Here is a 16,303-nt window from a genome sequence, read left to right as displayed (position 1 = left end):
GGAATTACAGTTCAAACCTGGCTAATATCCGTGACATTTCAGCCTCGACATCAACTGCAGTGTCCTTCCGGATATGTATGACGAGAAAGCCTCCAAAAATTTGTTCATAACGCCCGCCATTTTCCTTGACCGTCTGCTTAAGCGCAGAAATCTCTCTTGAACCCGCCGCTTCCTTGCTGAGCAGCCAGGCATACCGCTTATAGGCTGACTTTTGCACGGTCTCCACATAATATGAAATCCCCTGCTTCTCCTTGACCCGGATAATATCTCCGAGCGCAATGCCCGGGTTAAAAATCGGCGTCTCTTCAATTCTGTATTTATCATGCGCTACTGGAGTCACATCAAGCACTTCTATCTCACGCCCCGACTCGTCAAAACAGATATGCAGCCCTACTGTATCCGGCATCGTACACCTCAATTCTTAACAAAATCCGTGAACCTTCATTGTATTCAAACTTTTATAGTTTGGCAATGAGAGTGATCAACAGATCCTCAGTATACAAGCCGGCCAGCATATAGACAGCCTGAGCTCAGGCATCCCGTCTACGGTAAAATACGATAGCTGCTGCTATAAACATCAGTGTCCATGACATGGTTATGCCTGTGCCTTGCACAGGTGTAAGGAAATCAGCTTCGGTAAAAGCAGGCGGCGTATACATATAATAACCTGCTCTATCAGGGAAATAATGACTGAAATCAGGCAGAAGGCCCGTTGTTAATGGACTGATTATGAAATAATAACCCAGCAGTATTGCCATTGCAGGAGTACTTCGTCTTAATAAACTGCTTATAGCCGCACTGAGGAGTGTGGTTAGTGTCAGATAGCCTGCTGCACCTGTTAATGACCTTATCGCTGTGTTTATTTCAATCCCTGCTGCCGTGTCTTTCATCATAATACAACAATATAGAATTCCTGATGCCGCAATGATATAAGCCGCCGGAAGGGTTATAATGGCCAGTGCCAAAAGCTTGGCGGATAATTGAAGCCCGCGCCAGGGCATCACCAACAAGGTAGTTCGGATCTGTCCGCCAGTGTACTCTGAACAAGCAGCCAAGACACCAAGAATGATGAACCCTGCCTGAAGATATCCCATAGAAGCAAGGCCTGTATTCAATATAGCTTGCGTTCCTCCAGTCCTCTGCAGACCGGCAGAAGTAAAGGCCGCAGCCAAAGCTAAATTAAGCATGAAGGCAGCAATGAGCAGGAAGCGGATCAAGGGTAAGGTAGCCAGCTTTTCCAGCTCAGCACCAAGGATCTGTGGAAGCCTTCTACTGAATGAGACCTTCATGATGCAACATCCCGCTTACAGATTACAACCATTGCTGAAGTGAAAAGAACGGCTACCCAGGCAAACATGACCAAACCGCCTGTGAACGGGCTGAGAATGCTTTCGCTTAAAGACATAAACATATCAATGCCCGCCCGGTCCGGCAGATATAACGCCAGCTTTGTAACCTTGGAGAGCAGAAAGCTGAAGGATACAAAGGAGGAGTTGATTATGAGCACAGCGAGGGGGACTATACCATTCTTTGTTAAAACAGTTATACCAAATGCTAAAAGAGCCGTGAATGCCCAGTAACATACTGCACCGATCAGCTTAGGCCATTCAAACCCAGGGGCATATTCACCCAGAATAAGATGCGTTGCCGGTACAACAGCCGTAATCGCGACAATGCACTGCAGTATGCTGATTAATGTCACTGCGCCTGCTTTTGCCAATAAAAAATGAACTCTGGAGGAAACAACCGTCAGGCTTGCTGCAATTTGCTGCCCTCCGCCGGATTCACTGCTCTCGGTCAAATACTCACTGCTGACCGCAAGCACACCGAGAATAATGACTCCCTGCACACCTACGGCTAATCCGATGTAACCAGCTTCCGGCAGCCGTGTGCTGATTCCTGCTATAATATCCTCTTTTTGCGCTATACTGTCCAATGCGGCAATGACCGCCGGGGCAAATGCCCCGATGCAGCAGGCAAGCCAAATGCCCGGCAGGGAGAACAATTTAGACAGCTCTGCATGAAACGCCCTCATACATTCTCACCGGCAATTTCAGTGGTCATTGCAAAATAAGCTTCCTCCAGCGTAGGATGTTTCCCTATTACTTCTGCCAATGTCCCGTCTGCAACAATTTGGCCTTGCTTAATAATCACCACATCATCGACCGTCTCGGCAAGCTCTCCCATTAAATGGCTGGATAGCAGCACCGTGTTGCCAGACTCCGCACGTTTACGCAGAAATGTCCGGATCCAGCGGATTCCCTCCGGGTCGAGCCCGTTTACAGGCTCATCTAAAACCAATATTCCGGGATCGCCAAGCAGAGCTGCTGCCATTCCAAGTCTTTTTCCCATACCAAGGGAATAACTCCCTACTCTTTTACCGGCTGCATTAGTCAGTCCCGTTATCTCCAGAACCTCCTCGACCCGTGCGCGGGGCAATCCTGCGGCGCGGGCAATCCAGCGTAAATGTGCCCGGCCTGTCCGCATCCGGTGAGCCCCGGCTCCATCCAGTACGGCACCCACTGTTGCCAGAGGATGATGTAATGCTGTGAACGGCTTGCCATTAATTAGTGCACTCCCTGAAGTGGCACGGTCAAGTCCAAGCAGAATACGCAGTGTAGAGCTTTTACCCGCCCCGTTCGGACCTAAAAAACCGGTTACTCTGCCCGGCCTGGCTATAAAACTGATGCCCGATATGACTTCTTGCTTCCCGCGGTGTTTGACCAGGCTATTCACTGTAATCAACCATAACACTTCCTTTCCGTTATGGTTCCCATTATAAAGAAGCAAGGTTACATCCCGGGTATCCGCCCGTTTAATTCCGGGTTACTTTTAGGTAAAGCTTTGCCAATCGTTACACTTGTGCCGTTTTCATCCGATGTAAAATCAGCCTTCAGCCTCATTTTTGCCAGCATATAGCTCACTGCCGATAGACCGATTCCCGCTCCGTGCTCATAGGATGAGTTATCCATACCCGGCCCTTTGTCCGCAACAGTAATAACTTCTTTTTCTATATCAATCATGATGGTTATGTATTTTCCTTCAGCAGCATGCCGGACAATATTCTGAAATAAATTATCCAGAATCCGTGTCAGCCATTTAGGATCCGCTTCCCAATAAAAAGTTTTATCTGCAGGTAAATCTATATTAATCTCTAGGTCCTGTTCTTCAAAAACCGGATACCACGCAGCAACAGCAGCCCTCACCAGACGCCCGATATCTGTCGAAGCAGGCTCAAAAGGAAGCTTCCCTGAGGTAAGCAGGGTATAGGAAAACAAATCATCCATCAGCTCGCCCGCCCTTGTGATCGTAAGGTCCATCTCTGTTATTGAGCTCTGCCCTTCTGAACTTATGGATTCTCTATTCAGCCTTGTGATATGTCCTCTCAAGATGGTAAGTGGTGTCCGTAAATCATGCGATAAATTAGCAATGAGCCTGTGGCGTAGCCTTTCCTCCTCAAGCTCCCTAGCACGGCTGTCCTCCAGCTGTTGAATCATCCAGTTAAAAGAGCGGCCTAACTGATCTATTTCGTCCATACGGTCACTTTGAACAGGTACGGGCTGCGGGAACGAGTTATGCTCAGCTGAGAATGACATGGCTTCCTGTAAGCTGGTGAGACGTTTGCGGAGCTTCAGGAAAAACAGCCAGGATATCAGAATAAACGCAACAATAATAAAACCAAACACAAACAGTGCTGCGTAAAATTGATTTAGCGTATTCAGCGTTACTTCATTGACAGAAACCCCGACAAAGACAGATAGAATAATAAGCACCAGGGGAGGAAAAAAGATAAACATAAAATGGACCTTCAGATAACGGCGGAATAACGGCCTGCCCTGTTTCATAGCTTCACCCGGTAGCCGATTCCCTTCAGCGTCTCAATAATTTCCGGTGAATCCGGATTACGCTCCAGCTTTTGGCGCAGCCTGCGGATGTGTACCATCAATGTTTTATCACCCGTGATATAAGCCTCTTCCCAAACGGCTTCATATATTTGCTCTTTCGGCAAGACCTGGTTAGGATGGCGTAAAAAATACATTAAAATCTGATGCTGCTTCCCAGTTAGAATAATCTCTTCACCATTGCGTTTGTCAAAAATCAGCTGGAGCTGCGGATCAACTTCAATATGTTCACCTAATAAAATCCGCCCTGAACTTGTTCCGCCGCTGCGGCGCATTAATACTTCTAATCTTGCAGCCAGTTCATCCGTGTGGAACGGTTTCGTTAAATAGTCATCCGCGAATTGCAGGCCCTCTACCTTATCATCAATTGATGTACGGGCAGTTAACAGCAAGATAGGAACGTCAGGAGCTGCCCTTTTCAGGCGTCTGCCCACAGTGAATCCGTCCAAACCGGGCAGCATAATGTCCAAAATAACAATTTCATGCTGCTGTACTTCTTGTTCAGCGCCTTCGCCTGAAAGCAGCCAATGGACTGAATATCCCCGCTGCTCCAATTCTTCCTTTACCCAGCCGCCAATCTTCTCGTTATCTTCAATATATAAAATATTTCTTTTCAAGTCATACCCTTCTCTCTATATGGAGGATGTTCACAGCCTATTTCACCCCCGCTAGGGATTTGGTAATGAAGCGTTCGAGCGTTTTCCAGGGGAGCAGGATTTTGCCGATAATCAGGCTGTGAATGCCCTTGCCGATCGGATAGCGCAGCTTAGGAGAACGCTTCCGGACAAGCCTTGCGATCAGTTCTGCTACCTGTGCGGGATCCGGCGCAGTTTCTGCAGTCCTCCGCGAGTAGCTCAGCACCTGCTCCAGCTGCTTCTTGTAAGGAGAAGTGTCACTGGTGCGGATGCTCTCCATCCCTTTGCCCCAGATCGGGGTGCGGAAGGAGCCGGGTTCGACCAGAATGACCTTGATCCCGAAAGGCAGCAGCTCCTGGCGCAGACTTTCGCTGAAGCCCTCCACGGCAAACTTGGATGCGGCATACGGCGCATAGCCGGGAAAGCCGAACAGGCCGCTCACACTGCTGACATTGATAATACAGCCTTCACGCTGTTCCCGCATAACAGGCAAAACAGCCTTGGTTACCTCCACCAGACCGAAAAAATTCGTATCCATCTGGCGCCGCCACTCCTCCATGCTGACTTCTTCCGTGAAGCCGCCAACAGCGAAGCCAGCATTATTCACCAGCACATCTATGGCTCCGAAGCGCCCGGTAACCGTTGATACGGCCGCTTCAATGGAGTCTGATCGCGTAACATCCATCGTCACCAGATGAATTCTCTTCGTTACACCGGCCGCATCCGCCTGGCGGAGCAGCTCGTCCTTGCGCTGCAGATCGCGCATACATGCAACCACCTGATAACCCAGGCCAGCCAGCCTGACTGCCGTCAGCAGTCCGAAACCGCTCGAGGTTCCTGTAATCAGCGCGATTTGATCACGGGCTTCTTCTTGTATTTGATTCATATAAGCCTCCTGTGCTGTGACTGATCACTTCAATGCTGTATTGTAAATTCTATATTCGCACAATGGCGAACTGGCGTTCTTTCATTTCTTGACTTCCCAATAAATTCAAGCTATAGTGTGTATAAAATATACATGTTGAGCGGGCGAAGCACCTCGCAGGACAGGCATTTATGCCTTTCTTGGGGGTGCTTTTTTGCGTTCGCTGATAACATGCAGAAATGGAGATGATCTAAATGAACAGCCCTTCAATCACAAGCAGAATCCGCAGCCTTACTGTCCTGCTGGTCATTCTGGCGGTCTTGTCCGGGAACTCCTCCCGGGCTGCCGCAGCCTCAGACTGGGATGCGGCGCTTGACCAGATTAATGAACTGTACAGCAGCTACATCGGCCTGCAGGCCTCTGTTAAGGCCGAGAGCAAACGCAATCAGGAGCTGCGCAAGCAGAACACAGCCGGTCTCGCTGCCGTTAATGCAAGGCTTCAGGCAACCGACAAGAGTCTGCTGAGCCGGCTCAAGTCAGAGGCTGAGGCCACCAGGAAGAAACACGCTGCGCTGCTGGAGCAATATGCTTCACTGGGCAAACAGGCTGCTGCTGCACGCAAGGCGGGCAATCTCAAGAGCGCTACTTCATTCGATCTTAAGCGCAATAAATTGAAGGCTGCAGCGACGGCAGCGCGGGTTGAGATTAAGACGAAGAATACGGCACTTGCCGAAGCTACAAGTGCTGCTGCTGCGAAGAACAAGCCGGCCAAGGATGCTTTGTCGCCTGTATCCGGCATCAGAAAGCAAATCACCGGCGGGAACAAGCAGATCAGCGAAGCTCAGGCTCTCCGCTCAGATGCGGACAAACAATACAAGGCTGCCGTAAAGGCGGGAGACGCCGTTACTGCTGCAGCCGGAATGAAGCTTTCCTGTGACCGGATGACGGAAATCCGTACTTATCTGCAGCAGGTCTATGTACTTGAGCAGAAGATTACTGCGGCCATCCGGCTTGCCGAATCCAGGCTTCCGGAATGAATATCTCTGCGGGTGAAGCCAACGGGCTTTGTCAGATCAGCTGAACCATCCAGCTGATGAAATAAGCTGCCGGCTCAAATACAAGCTGGCCGAGCAATGTTCCGAGAACTCTGGAGAACATTAGCAGAACATAGATTTTACCGAGCTGGTCACGGTACTCCACGCTCTCTGTAGCCTTATGGGTGATAATTCCCAGCTGCGGATCAATAAAGATCGTCAGCAGAATCGTAGCCAGACCGTTGATCAGCCCTGAAGCGTTGGAGGCGGTGGCAAGCAGCTGGGGAGACAGATGGCCTGCATACAGTGAAGACAATACACCGACCGTATAGAATCCCGTGACGAAGATGTTCATAATAATGAACCGCTTGGGGATGCCGAGATACCGGAAGCTGGGCAGCTGCAGGCCGGGCCGTTTGAAATACTTGCGGGTGTTCTTGAGCTGCTCCACTGTCACGCTGCTGAGCAGCTTGGGAATGGAGCCCTCTATCTCCAGCTTGGAAATCACCCTGCTGAACAGGCCGACAAAGGTCGGGAACAGCGCAATGGCAATCAGTGTACCCAGGGTGGAAGCGAGCATAATGATCCGCAGATAATTGCCGAGCGGAAAGCTTGGATCTTCATTGTTGGAGTAGTCCACAAATTTGGCTGTCAGCGGGGCCTGAATCATATTGGCTGTTCTTGAGATCAGCACGATAATGCCGGTCAGGGATAAGGCAATCGCAATCTTGTTCAGCTTCACACCGGCAAAACGGACCGAATAGGATAACGTTTCCGCCGTATTGATGATCAGAGTCAGCAGGCATACGACGATTAAGCTGTTGGTCATGGTCATTAGGGAATCTCATCTCCATCAAGCTTATTTATCACGGGTGAAGCTCTGTTCAGGCACAAGCAGTCCAGTATACAGGCTCCGCAGATTCCTGCTGTATAACGCACCAGGTCGATCCAGAGGAACCCTTTGCCGAGAATCAGCCCGCCGGCCAGTGTAGCCCTTGCTTCGTTAATCCATGATGCCTGGTACAGCTGACTGAACTCGATGCTAAAGCTGAACAGCATGCTCAGCCCCAGTGCAACTGCCATTGGACTCCGGCTGAGCAGCAGGCGGAATCCGAAATACACCATCGCCGCCCATAATGCGTCTCCCAGATGGGCTGCGGCAAATTCAGGCAGATACTCCGCATACGCTCTGGAACACAATCCTGACACAATAGTAAGGATTACGGCACAGCAGTATATAATTCTGATACGGCTGTGGTTCACTTCATTTTTTTGCACACTGTTATCTCCTGACTTTGCAAAACAAGGATCTACTCAAATATTGCCGGCTGAGCTTCACCTGACGGTCTACGGAACAGCTCAGGCGGATACGGAATGGCAATCTGCGGAAGCTCTTCTTCGCTGAAGAATCTGAGCTCCTCACACTCTCCATCCATATTTCTTGGAGTACCCTTAACGATAGTACACTCAAATACAGTAACAGAGTACTCGACACGGTCACCATTACTGTACTCATATGCATATTTTGCACCGCCGAATACGCCGCTGACTCTCAACGGTGTTACCATTAGCCCAGTCTCCTCGAACACCTCACGGCGCACAGCCCTGGACGGACTCTCCCCCGGCTCAACCGCACCGGCCGGCAGACCCCACAGCTGTTCTCCGCTTTTGCGGACGAAGAGAATCTCATGCGCATCATTACGAATGACTGCAGCTACAGACGGCATCATCAGCAGGCTTGTACCAATCCGGCTGCGCAGCTCACGGTAATAATCAGATATCGGCATGATAACGCCCCCCCTATTTTGTACTAATGTATGATAATAAAGGTTCAGGAAGTACAGCACCCTCTATCTATATTAGACATCCTATACCCCGGTTCCTTGCGGGCATGCCAAATAAGGACCTCCCTTTGCCGTATGGTCAAAGAAAGGTCCTTAATTTTAACATGTCCTTATGACTAGTATTAGCCTTCACCATGCTCCAGTTCAGTCAGGCTGCGCCGGCGTATCCGGAAGGTCCAGAGCATATCGGTCAGGAACATCACAGCAACCAGCGGCAGAGCAGGTAACCACACAGGCTCCATTAAATGGTACAGCAGCTGGATCAGCGGGTGAAGCGCATAGATGCATCCGGCAGACAACACCCACCAGTAAAGTGAGAATTTAAGGCAGATATGACCGTGGAGCTGGCGGGGCATGTCTGAATAATCCCACCATTGCTTGCGGAAAAAGGTCTTTAGCAGCCAGCCGCTGACGTATTCGACCAGCGACGGAATAATCAGCGCCAGCAGCAGGAACAAGGGAAGCGGCAGCTCCAGCTTCTGAAACGACAGCAGCAGCAGCGGAGCAAAACCATACATTGGTTTAACTGGCCCCTTTAGAAAACCTTCTTTGCGGAAGCTTCCCCGGCTGTAGAGATTATATGTCCCTTCAAGGACCCAGCCCAAGAAGGAGTAGACTGCAAAGTAAAAGAAATACTGGCCTGCCGCCGCAAAAGCAGAATCGCTGCCGGGCGACAACAGCAGAATAAGATTCACAGGCATTTCCTCCCTCACTGTAAGTTTCGTTTTTTACAGATGGTTCCGGGAGGTAGTATGCCATAGCTCTTTTCATCTTATACAGGAGAGATTCATATTAGGGCTAACAAAAAAGATGTCCCCGCAGCCGTTAAATAACAGCTTCATGGGACATCTCCTTGTCATCCTTAACCTTGTCTGAAAACTGAACACTATTGGGTTCACTCCTTCTGCTGCTGTTCCTTTGCAAGCTGTGCTGTTAAAGGACTGTCATGCTGCTTTCTCAGGGCCTCCAGCGAAACTTCACTGCGCACGCCAAAGTCCGAGCCGTACTTTTTCTCAAAATTGCCTGCCAGGGCCTCTCCACGCTTTTGCCTGTACCTGCCGTTATCGTTCCGACTACGCATTTCTTTACCTCCCTCAAGTTCGATTGCCTGAGTCCCGGGAAATCTGCGCTGCTGTGCTGAATGATGAAGACTAGTGGCTGTACTTGACCTGAGTATACAACAGGCACCAAGCAATACTCAATACACCATGTGCCGTGTACACAGAGACAGGCTGTCCCTATAGGACAGCCTGTCTTGATTGCATATCTTTAGTTTTTGGGGAGCGGGTCCGGATGGGCGGATTCCGCAGGTTTGGCTATCCAGTCGTCAGCCTCCGGCTCAATGTCCACGCCGTTCTCCATCTTCTTGCGTTCTGCCAGCGAGTCACCGTCTTTATTTTCTTTATTGCGGATATCCGCTTCGTTCTGAATGTGATCCGTCATGTGAATTCCTCCTCAGGCTTAACAGTTTTTTGTTCACTTAGTTATAGTTACCCGTAAGACTGTTTTGCAAACATTAATTCTGAGTAAGGAGGTTCTTCCACCGTTTCACTTTATTCGTAATAAACCCTGAACACGATATCCTGCTCGTAATTGCCGAAGCCCCGTCCGTACAGCGTCAGCCCGCCCCGCCTTCGGGTTGAGTCTTCTGCCGTCAGCCTGAACGTCCACTGGTCCTTCTGCCAGCATACATCATCCAGGGTTACCGATGAAATCTGCTGCCCGTCTATATAGGTTCCTCCGCGGTTCACCCGCAGCACCTTCAGCAGCCCGTACTGGTTCACATCGGAATTCCACCAGGAAGGGGTAAGACGTCCGCGCATCACCCCGAAGTCACCGGGACTTGTCCATTTGCCCAGATCATGCCCATTTAGCGCAAACAGAATCTCCGAAGGCCATTTCTCATTAACATTCGGCGCTTCTGAACCCAGCTCCAGGGATATTTCAATTTCCTGCACCTTCTGGTCCATAAACAGATAATTAGGCACTTTATATTCGGCATAACCTTTAGCAAACCACAGAATGCCCGCATCGACCCGTTCAGGATCAAGAAAATAACGCGGATCATCATAGTATCCGATCAGCTTGTCGGTCGTGGCAATTCCGCAGGTCGGGAAGGCCTGCAAATCTGTATAGTGTCCCACCGGAACGGATACCTCAACCACCTTACGGGCAATGCCCTTCGCCCCCGACAATTTGATCTGCAGAAAATTAGCCGACAGGGAGCAGTATTTATAGGTTCCGCCGTCGATCCTTTTCATCTGTGAGCTGACAATTCCGGCCTTCTGCAGCTTGGAGACATGGGAGCTAACGATGGCGCTGCTGAGGTACAGCCTCTCCGCCAGCTCTTTAATGTGCATCTCTTCTGTACCCAGCAGATCAATGATCCGGAGCCTGACCTCACTGGCCAGCGCTTCATACACTTTTAGCGATTCTGAATCAGTAGTTAAGTACATCCTTATCCTCTACCCCTCTTGGATTAGTAATTATGTTAATCCTAAAGATTTATATTGCCTATTTTAACGCATAATTCGTATTATGTAATCATATAAAGATTAATTAATTAACAAAATCATTAATCCATATCAAAGGAGCTGCACTGATGACAATAAAATCGACAATGATCGTTGACAAGGATTTCAGACTGGGTGAAGTTGATCCGAGAGTTTACGGTTCCTTCATTGAACATCTTGGCCGGGCTGTGTACGGCGGTATTTATGAACCCGGACATCCGACTGCCGATGAGGACGGCTTCCGCGGAGACGCCCTGCAGGCTATACGTTCGCTGAACGTTCCGATTATCCGCTATCCGGGCGGCAACTTCGTCTCCGGCTATAACTGGGAAGACGGTGTCGGACCCAAGGAAGAACGTAAGCGCTCTCTTGAATTGGCCTGGTGGGTTACGGAAACCAATCAGGTTGGCACCAATGAATTCGCCAAGTGGGCGAAGCTGGTCGGCTCCGAAGTAATGATGGCGGTAAACCTGGGCACACGCGGCATCGACGCAGCCCGGAATCTGGTGGAGTACTGCAACCATCCGTCAGGATCGTACTATAGTGATCTGCGGATTTCCCACGGAGTTAAAGACCCGCACAACTTCAAGACCTGGTGTCTTGGGAATGAGATGGACGGCCCGTGGCAGATCGGCGCCAAAACAGCGGTTGAATACGGCAGACTTGCCAACGAAACGGCCAAGGCAATGCGCTGGGTTGACCCCAACCTGGAGCTCGTCGCCTGCGGCAGCTCGGGCAGAAGCATGTCTACCTTTGCCGAATGGGAAGCCACTGTGCTTGATCTCAGCTATGACAATGTAGACTTCCTGTCCCTGCATACTTATTACAATAACAATGAAGGCGATACTCCGAATTTCCTGGCCAGCTCACTGGATCTGGATCAGTTCATCGACAGTGTAGCCGCTGTGTGCGACTATATCAAGGCCAAAAAGAAAAGCAAGAAGAAAATTTACCTCTCGCTTGATGAATGGAATGTATGGAAGTCCCAGGGGTCCAGCCGCGCCGAAACGTACTGGCAGGTAGCTCCGCCGGAATTCGAGGATGTATATAATATGGAAGATGCGCTTGTCGTGGGTTGCTGCCTGATCAGTCTCCTCAAGCATGCTGACCGGGTAAAAATGGCCTGCATCGCCCAGCTGATCAATGTTATTGCACCAATCATGACGGAAAACGGCGGGCCGCTGTGGCTGCAGACTACATTCTACCCTTACATGCATGCTTCTCAGTACGGCCGGGGAACCGTCCTGCACCCGCTGATTACCAGTCCGAAATATGATTCCAAGGACTTCACTGATGTTCCTTACCTCGAAGCAGTCAGCGTATACAATGAAGAACTGGGCGAAGTTACTGTATTCGCAGTAAACCGTCATCTGACAGAAGGCATGGAATTCTCTGTTGACCTGCGCAGCTTCGGTGAAGCCTCCGTTATCCAGCATACGGTGCTTGAGCATGAGGATCTGTACGCAGCCAACACACGCCAGAATCCGGGCAATGTACTGCCGCATGACCGCGGAAATGCGGCTGCAGACGGCGGGCGCATTTCCGCGGTGCTGCCGAAGGCTTCCTGGAACGTAATCCGCCTGAAGGTTAAGGCTGAATAGCAGACGGCGATAGCTAGTGATACATGATCCAGACGACGAGCGGCGAAACAATGGAGCCGACAATGGCACAGACAGTCATCGCAACAGAGCTCATAGAGACGGACTGCTCACCATATTCCAGCGCTTTGGCAGTGCCGAGCGCATGGGATGCGGTGCCCAGTCCGATGCCGATGCCCGACTCGCTGCGGATTCTGAACAGCTTGATGATGTAGGGTCCGCCAATTGCCCCGGTGAAGCCGGCAATCATCACGAATACAGAGGTCAGTGAAGAATCACCGCCCAGACTGCCGGAAATTTGAATCGCAACGGCCGTCGTAATGGATTTGGGCAGAATCGACAGCACATATATTTTGGAGAAGCCCAGACCGGCTGCCAGCAGCAGGCCGCTCAGCATGCCGACCAGCAGGCCGGTCACGGTTCCTCCCAGCACCGCCGGCAGATTCTCCCGCAGCACATGCCGCTGTTTATACAGCGGGTAAGCCAGGGAGACGACCGCAGGCCCGAGCAGCCGGTTGATCCATTCGCCGCCGATCATGTATGTATCATAAGAAATATCAAACCCGAGCAGCAATACTACCACCGTAAAGGTGGCCGTCAGCGCGGGTAAAAGGACAGGCAGACGGTACCGTTTGTACAGCATAGCCATGAACAGATAAATGGCAACATTAAACAGGATGAATCCTGCGGCAAGCAGCAGTCTCATGCGCCCTTCCTCTTTTCACTCAGGGACTCAGCAGGTAGGCTTTGTCTTGCAGCACGGCTTGCGCTAAAGCCGGCGATCCACTCGCTGGTATGGGCAGTCACAACCATGGTGATCACACTGCTGACAACAAGAACCGCAATGAGCAGCAGGCCGCGGCCGCTGAAAATATCCAGATGGTTCATAATCCCGGCGGTTGCCGGAATGAAGAACATGGGCAGGTAGGCCAGAATAAACGACGAGCCGTTTTCGATCAGCTTAACAGGTACAATTTTTAACAATAAGAGTACAAAGAGCAACAACAGGCCGACGATGCTGCCGGGAACGGGCAGATGCAGCAGCTTCTGCAGAACATCGCCTGCCAGATAGAACACATAAAGTACTCCGACCTCGGCAATGACACGGATTATTTTCATGTTGCAGGAATCCCTTCAGTCTAAATTAAGTAATTCACCGGTAACTGTTACCTTCTTAGACTAGCGGCCTTTCAGCAAATTTTCAATCGTTTTTCGCACCTTCTCAATATTTTCACAAATAAGAAAAACCTCTCTGCAAGGCCGGCACACGCAGCACCGGCTTCTGCAAAGAGGTTTTTTTGTCATGCTATAGCCTTATACCCACTCAATGACCTGTTCGGAAGTCTGTCTTGTTTTGGCGCGGGGTTCTGCTTTCCGGTATCCGAAGGCGACCATGCAGGCGAGACCGAAATGTTCGCGGTCCAGAATGCCCTCCGCTTCCAGCGTCTTCTCAATCAGCTCCTTGTTGAAGCCTTCAATCGGGCAGGAATCGATGCCGATCATGGCCGCGGCGGTCATCATGTTCCCGAGTGCCAGATAGGTCTGGCGTGCCCCCCACTCAAATTTGGCCCGGTCATTGCCTCTTAATCCGAAATCCTCGTTCAGAAAGGCATCAAAAGCCTTGGCTTTACCTGCAGCCACTTCCTGCGGCAGCTGCTGCACATCATGCATCATTCCGCCGATAAAGGCCGAATCTGCTGCAAGATCCGCCGGCTGTCTTGACAGAATCAGCAGAAAATGACTGGCTGTAGGCAGCTGCTTCTGCGCCCCCCAGGCATTCACCCGCAGCTTCTCACGCAGCTCCGGATTCTGGACGACGACAAATTTCCAGGGCTCAAATCCGAAGGAGCTCGGTGACAGTCGTGCCGTTTCCAGAATAAAACCGAAATCCTCACTGCTGATTTTGCGGCTGCTGTCAAATTCCTTGGTGGCATGCCTGAAAGTGTAGGCTTCCAGAATATCCTCTTTTAACGCTTTGTTCTTTTCCAAAGTTCCCATATTAGTAACACCCTTTCCAAGTCCATTTAAAATATTGTTTTGACGTTATCCTGTTCACATGCTTAATATTAAGATATATATGATGAAGTTTGAAGTACGCACATTTTTGTTATGTAGTATACAAAATGATACTGTGAGGTGACCAGACATGCGTGACAGAAAAGGCGGTTTCGGAGAATACCCGGCGGAGGGCGGAATGGCCTGCCCCGTTGAGTTTACCCTTGATGTAATCGGAGGAAAATGGAAGGGCGTGCTGCTGTACCATCTGATGGACGGAACCAAACGCTTTAATGAATTCCGGAGAATCTGCCCGGGCATTACCCAGCGTATGCTTACGCTGCAGCTGCGCGAGCTGGAGGAAGACGGTGTAGTCCACCGTGAGGTTTATCAGCAGGTTCCGCCAAAGGTTGAATACTCGCTGACTGAATTTGGCCGGACACTTGTTCCGATCATCCATTTAATGAGGGATTGGGGCGAGGCCTACCAGACCAATCAGCTTTCCGGTGAAAAGAAAAGCAGCAGCCGGCAGGAATCTGGTGCAGGGGGGCAGGCTTAACGCCGTGCCCCTTCTGTTTTTGGTTCATCATCAAAAAACTGCTCGGACTTCTCCCGGTGCTCCTCGGTCACCTGACCGGCAATTGCCCGGACACCGGCGGCAATGATTGCAGCATCATCGGTCAGGCCGAGTCCGATAAACGCATCCGGAATAGCATCAATAGGAGCGATGAAGTAAGCCAGTGCACCGAAAGCTATGCCCTTGGCCCAGAGCGGCGTCTTGGCATCAATGGCACAGTAATACATGGCAACCGCATCCTTCGTAAAGGGGATTTTTCCGGCAAATTTTTTCATTTTGCGCCAGAAATCCTTTTTGACGATCTGCTCATTTTCCTTGCTGTACTTAAATTCCTCGGCCTTCAGCACTGCCGGCAGCTTATCATTATCCAGTTCCATATCAATCCCTCCTACTGTCATTTACCCTGATCTGCACTATTTTGTCGCGGGTTAGAAGTTGCAAGTATATGAAAGCGTAATTATTATTAGTAGGTATACGCATTAATTATAATAAAAGGAGATGTTACCCATTCGTTTCGGAACTTTGGCCCATACGGCAGGTTGCCTGCCCCTAGACACACTGGTTTCCACTCTGCAGGCACATGACATTGACTTCGTACAGCTCGCCCTAACCAAAGCTATACAGGATATTGATCTTTCTCCGGGCAAGTTCAGCCCCGCGCTGGCTAATTATATCGGTGAAAAATTCGACAAGGCGGGCATCCGCATCGGTGTGCTCGGCTGCTACATTGACCCGATTAACCCGGACCCGGCAATACGCAGGGCTGAGATTAACCGATTCAAGGAGCATCTGCGCTTCGCCAAGCAGTTCGGAGCACCCATGGTAGCCACCGAAAGCGGAGGCTTAACCACCTATCAGTCGGCTGATCCGGAACGCTATGAGGAAATCGGCTGGCAGACCTTCAGATCCACTCTGGAGGAACTGGCCGAGGAAGCGGAAAAATGGGGGGTATTCGTCGGTATCGAAGGCGTAAGCACGCACACCCTTGCTTCCCCGCAGCATATGCGCCGCATTCTGGACGAGGTGCCTTCCAGCAACATCGGCGTCGTATTCGACCCATGCAATCTGATTGGACAGGATGTCAGCCGTCAGGATGAGATTGTGGACAGCTCCCTCGACCTGTTCGGTGACCGGATCATTCTCGCCCATCTCAAGGACATTTATGCGGATAGCGAGGGATACCGCCATGGCGTTCCGGGCGGCGGGCTGTTCCACACGGCTGACTTCTTCAGGAAGCTTCAGGCACGCAAGCCGATGCTTGATGTGTCACTGGAAGAGATCACACTGCCGGTATTTAACGAAACGGTTGCCCTGCTGCACAGCTTGCGCAGCTAGCGCTA

Annotated in this window: 22 protein-coding genes; 4 read left to right on the top strand and 18 right to left on the bottom strand. The window is 50.6% G+C overall.

The window, feature by feature from the left end:
* Positions 1-4: 4 nt before the first annotated feature.
* From AC4G46_RS12830 to AC4G46_RS12800, 7 genes are all read right to left on the bottom strand, one after another.
* Positions 5-406 carry a DUF4265 domain-containing protein gene (locus AC4G46_RS12830; protein ID WP_491128266.1) on the bottom strand — a complete coding sequence of 134 codons (402 nt, stop codon included), beginning with the start codon at positions 404-406 and terminating at the stop codon, positions 5-7.
* A 124-nt stretch (positions 407-530) separates the two neighbouring features.
* Entirely contained in the window at positions 531-1,289 is a 759-nt protein-coding gene (locus AC4G46_RS12825; RefSeq protein WP_491128265.1) for an ABC transporter permease, read from the bottom strand.
* On the bottom strand, positions 1,286-2,035 hold the full coding sequence (locus tag AC4G46_RS12820) for an ABC transporter permease (RefSeq protein WP_491128264.1): 750 nt from the start codon (positions 2,033-2,035) through the stop codon (positions 1,286-1,288). The genes AC4G46_RS12825 and AC4G46_RS12820 overlap by 4 nt, the downstream gene beginning before the upstream one ends.
* The gene (locus AC4G46_RS12815) at positions 2,032-2,736 is read right to left on the bottom strand and encodes an ABC transporter ATP-binding protein (protein ID WP_491128867.1); all 705 of its coding nucleotides are present in this window, start codon (positions 2,734-2,736) and stop codon (positions 2,032-2,034) included. The genes AC4G46_RS12820 and AC4G46_RS12815 overlap by 4 nt, the downstream gene beginning before the upstream one ends.
* A 56-nt stretch (positions 2,737-2,792) precedes the next feature.
* Positions 2,793-3,845 carry a HAMP domain-containing sensor histidine kinase gene (locus AC4G46_RS12810; protein ID WP_491128263.1) on the bottom strand — a complete coding sequence of 351 codons (1,053 nt, stop codon included), beginning with the start codon at positions 3,843-3,845 and terminating at the stop codon, positions 2,793-2,795.
* A complete protein-coding gene (locus tag AC4G46_RS12805; RefSeq protein WP_491128262.1) occupies positions 3,842-4,519 on the bottom strand; it encodes a response regulator transcription factor in 678 nt (225 codons plus the stop codon). Before AC4G46_RS12805 ends, AC4G46_RS12810 begins: the two co-directional genes overlap by 4 nt.
* 37 nt (positions 4,520-4,556) lie before the next feature.
* On the bottom strand, positions 4,557-5,423 hold the full coding sequence (locus tag AC4G46_RS12800) for an SDR family oxidoreductase (RefSeq protein WP_491128261.1): 867 nt from the start codon (positions 5,421-5,423) through the stop codon (positions 4,557-4,559).
* Positions 5,424-5,656: 233 nt separating this feature from the next.
* Here AC4G46_RS12800 and AC4G46_RS12795 point away from each other — a divergent pair, with 233 nt between their 5' ends.
* A complete protein-coding gene (locus AC4G46_RS12795; protein WP_491128260.1) occupies positions 5,657-6,439 on the top strand; it encodes a hypothetical protein in 783 nt (260 codons plus the stop codon).
* Positions 6,440-6,470: 31 nt separating this feature from the next.
* Here AC4G46_RS12795 and AC4G46_RS12790 read toward each other — a convergent pair whose 3' ends face one another.
* The 7 genes from AC4G46_RS12790 to AC4G46_RS12760 form a co-directional block, all read right to left on the bottom strand.
* Positions 6,471-7,265, bottom strand: coding sequence for a lipid II flippase Amj family protein (locus AC4G46_RS12790; protein WP_491128866.1), 795 nt, complete (start codon positions 7,263-7,265; stop codon positions 6,471-6,473).
* Between the two features lie 5 nt (positions 7,266-7,270).
* Positions 7,271-7,714: a ribosomal maturation YjgA family protein gene (locus AC4G46_RS12785; RefSeq protein WP_491128259.1), complete on the bottom strand. Its 444-nt coding sequence runs from the start codon at positions 7,712-7,714 to the stop codon at positions 7,271-7,273.
* 32 nt (positions 7,715-7,746) lie between these two features.
* Entirely contained in the window at positions 7,747-8,223 is a 477-nt protein-coding gene (locus AC4G46_RS12780) for an NUDIX domain-containing protein (RefSeq protein ID WP_491128258.1), read from the bottom strand.
* A 179-nt stretch (positions 8,224-8,402) separates the two neighbouring features.
* The gene (locus AC4G46_RS12775; protein WP_491128257.1) at positions 8,403-8,975 is read right to left on the bottom strand and encodes a putative ABC transporter permease; all 573 of its coding nucleotides are present in this window, start codon (positions 8,973-8,975) and stop codon (positions 8,403-8,405) included.
* Positions 8,976-9,175: 200 nt separating this feature from the next.
* Positions 9,176-9,361, bottom strand: coding sequence for a hypothetical protein (locus AC4G46_RS12770; protein WP_068723399.1), 186 nt, complete (start codon positions 9,359-9,361; stop codon positions 9,176-9,178).
* A gap of 188 nt (positions 9,362-9,549) precedes the next feature.
* Complete coding sequence (locus AC4G46_RS12765) at positions 9,550-9,723, bottom strand: hypothetical protein (RefSeq protein ID WP_491128256.1); 174 nt, start codon at positions 9,721-9,723, stop codon at positions 9,550-9,552.
* 110 nt (positions 9,724-9,833) lie between these two features.
* Positions 9,834-10,736, bottom strand: coding sequence for an ArsR/SmtB family transcription factor (locus tag AC4G46_RS12760; RefSeq protein WP_491128255.1), 903 nt, complete (start codon positions 10,734-10,736; stop codon positions 9,834-9,836).
* Between the two features lie 146 nt (positions 10,737-10,882).
* Between AC4G46_RS12760 and arfA the strand changes: the two genes are divergently transcribed.
* Positions 10,883-12,394: an arabinosylfuranosidase ArfA gene (gene arfA / locus AC4G46_RS12755; protein WP_491128254.1), complete on the top strand. Its 1,512-nt coding sequence runs from the start codon at positions 10,883-10,885 to the stop codon at positions 12,392-12,394.
* A 13-nt stretch (positions 12,395-12,407) separates the two neighbouring features.
* Here the strand turns inward: arfA and AC4G46_RS12750 are convergent, their stop codons facing one another.
* The 3 genes from AC4G46_RS12750 to AC4G46_RS12740 form a co-directional block, all read right to left on the bottom strand.
* Positions 12,408-13,097 (bottom strand): LrgB family protein, encoded by a 690-nt coding sequence (locus tag AC4G46_RS12750; protein ID WP_221802911.1) that lies wholly within the window; start codon positions 13,095-13,097, stop codon positions 12,408-12,410.
* Entirely contained in the window at positions 13,094-13,510 is a 417-nt protein-coding gene (locus AC4G46_RS12745; RefSeq protein ID WP_491128253.1) for a CidA/LrgA family protein, read from the bottom strand. The genes AC4G46_RS12750 and AC4G46_RS12745 overlap by 4 nt, the downstream gene beginning before the upstream one ends.
* Before the next feature lie 195 nt (positions 13,511-13,705).
* Positions 13,706-14,389 (bottom strand): NAD(P)H-dependent oxidoreductase, encoded by a 684-nt coding sequence (locus AC4G46_RS12740; protein ID WP_491128252.1) that lies wholly within the window; start codon positions 14,387-14,389, stop codon positions 13,706-13,708.
* A 148-nt stretch (positions 14,390-14,537) separates the two neighbouring features.
* Between AC4G46_RS12740 and AC4G46_RS12735 the strand changes: the two genes are divergently transcribed.
* Positions 14,538-14,945 carry a winged helix-turn-helix transcriptional regulator gene (locus AC4G46_RS12735; protein WP_491128251.1) on the top strand — a complete coding sequence of 136 codons (408 nt, stop codon included), beginning with the start codon at positions 14,538-14,540 and terminating at the stop codon, positions 14,943-14,945.
* Here AC4G46_RS12735 and AC4G46_RS12730 read toward each other — a convergent pair.
* Positions 14,942-15,340: a YkvA family protein gene (locus tag AC4G46_RS12730; protein WP_491128250.1), complete on the bottom strand. Its 399-nt coding sequence runs from the start codon at positions 15,338-15,340 to the stop codon at positions 14,942-14,944. The two genes, AC4G46_RS12735 and AC4G46_RS12730, sit on opposite strands and share 4 nt — an antisense overlap.
* A 145-nt stretch (positions 15,341-15,485) precedes the next feature.
* On the opposite strand from AC4G46_RS12730, the gene AC4G46_RS12725 reads away from it, so the two are divergent.
* Positions 15,486-16,298: a sugar phosphate isomerase/epimerase family protein gene (locus AC4G46_RS12725; RefSeq protein ID WP_491128249.1), complete on the top strand. Its 813-nt coding sequence runs from the start codon at positions 15,486-15,488 to the stop codon at positions 16,296-16,298.
* Positions 16,299-16,303: the final 5 nt, after the last annotated feature.

Source organism: Paenibacillus sp. fava2 (assembly GCF_058313675.1).
The sequence above is the reverse complement of the archived record's forward strand: the minus strand, read 5'-3'. Positions and strand labels throughout refer to the sequence as shown.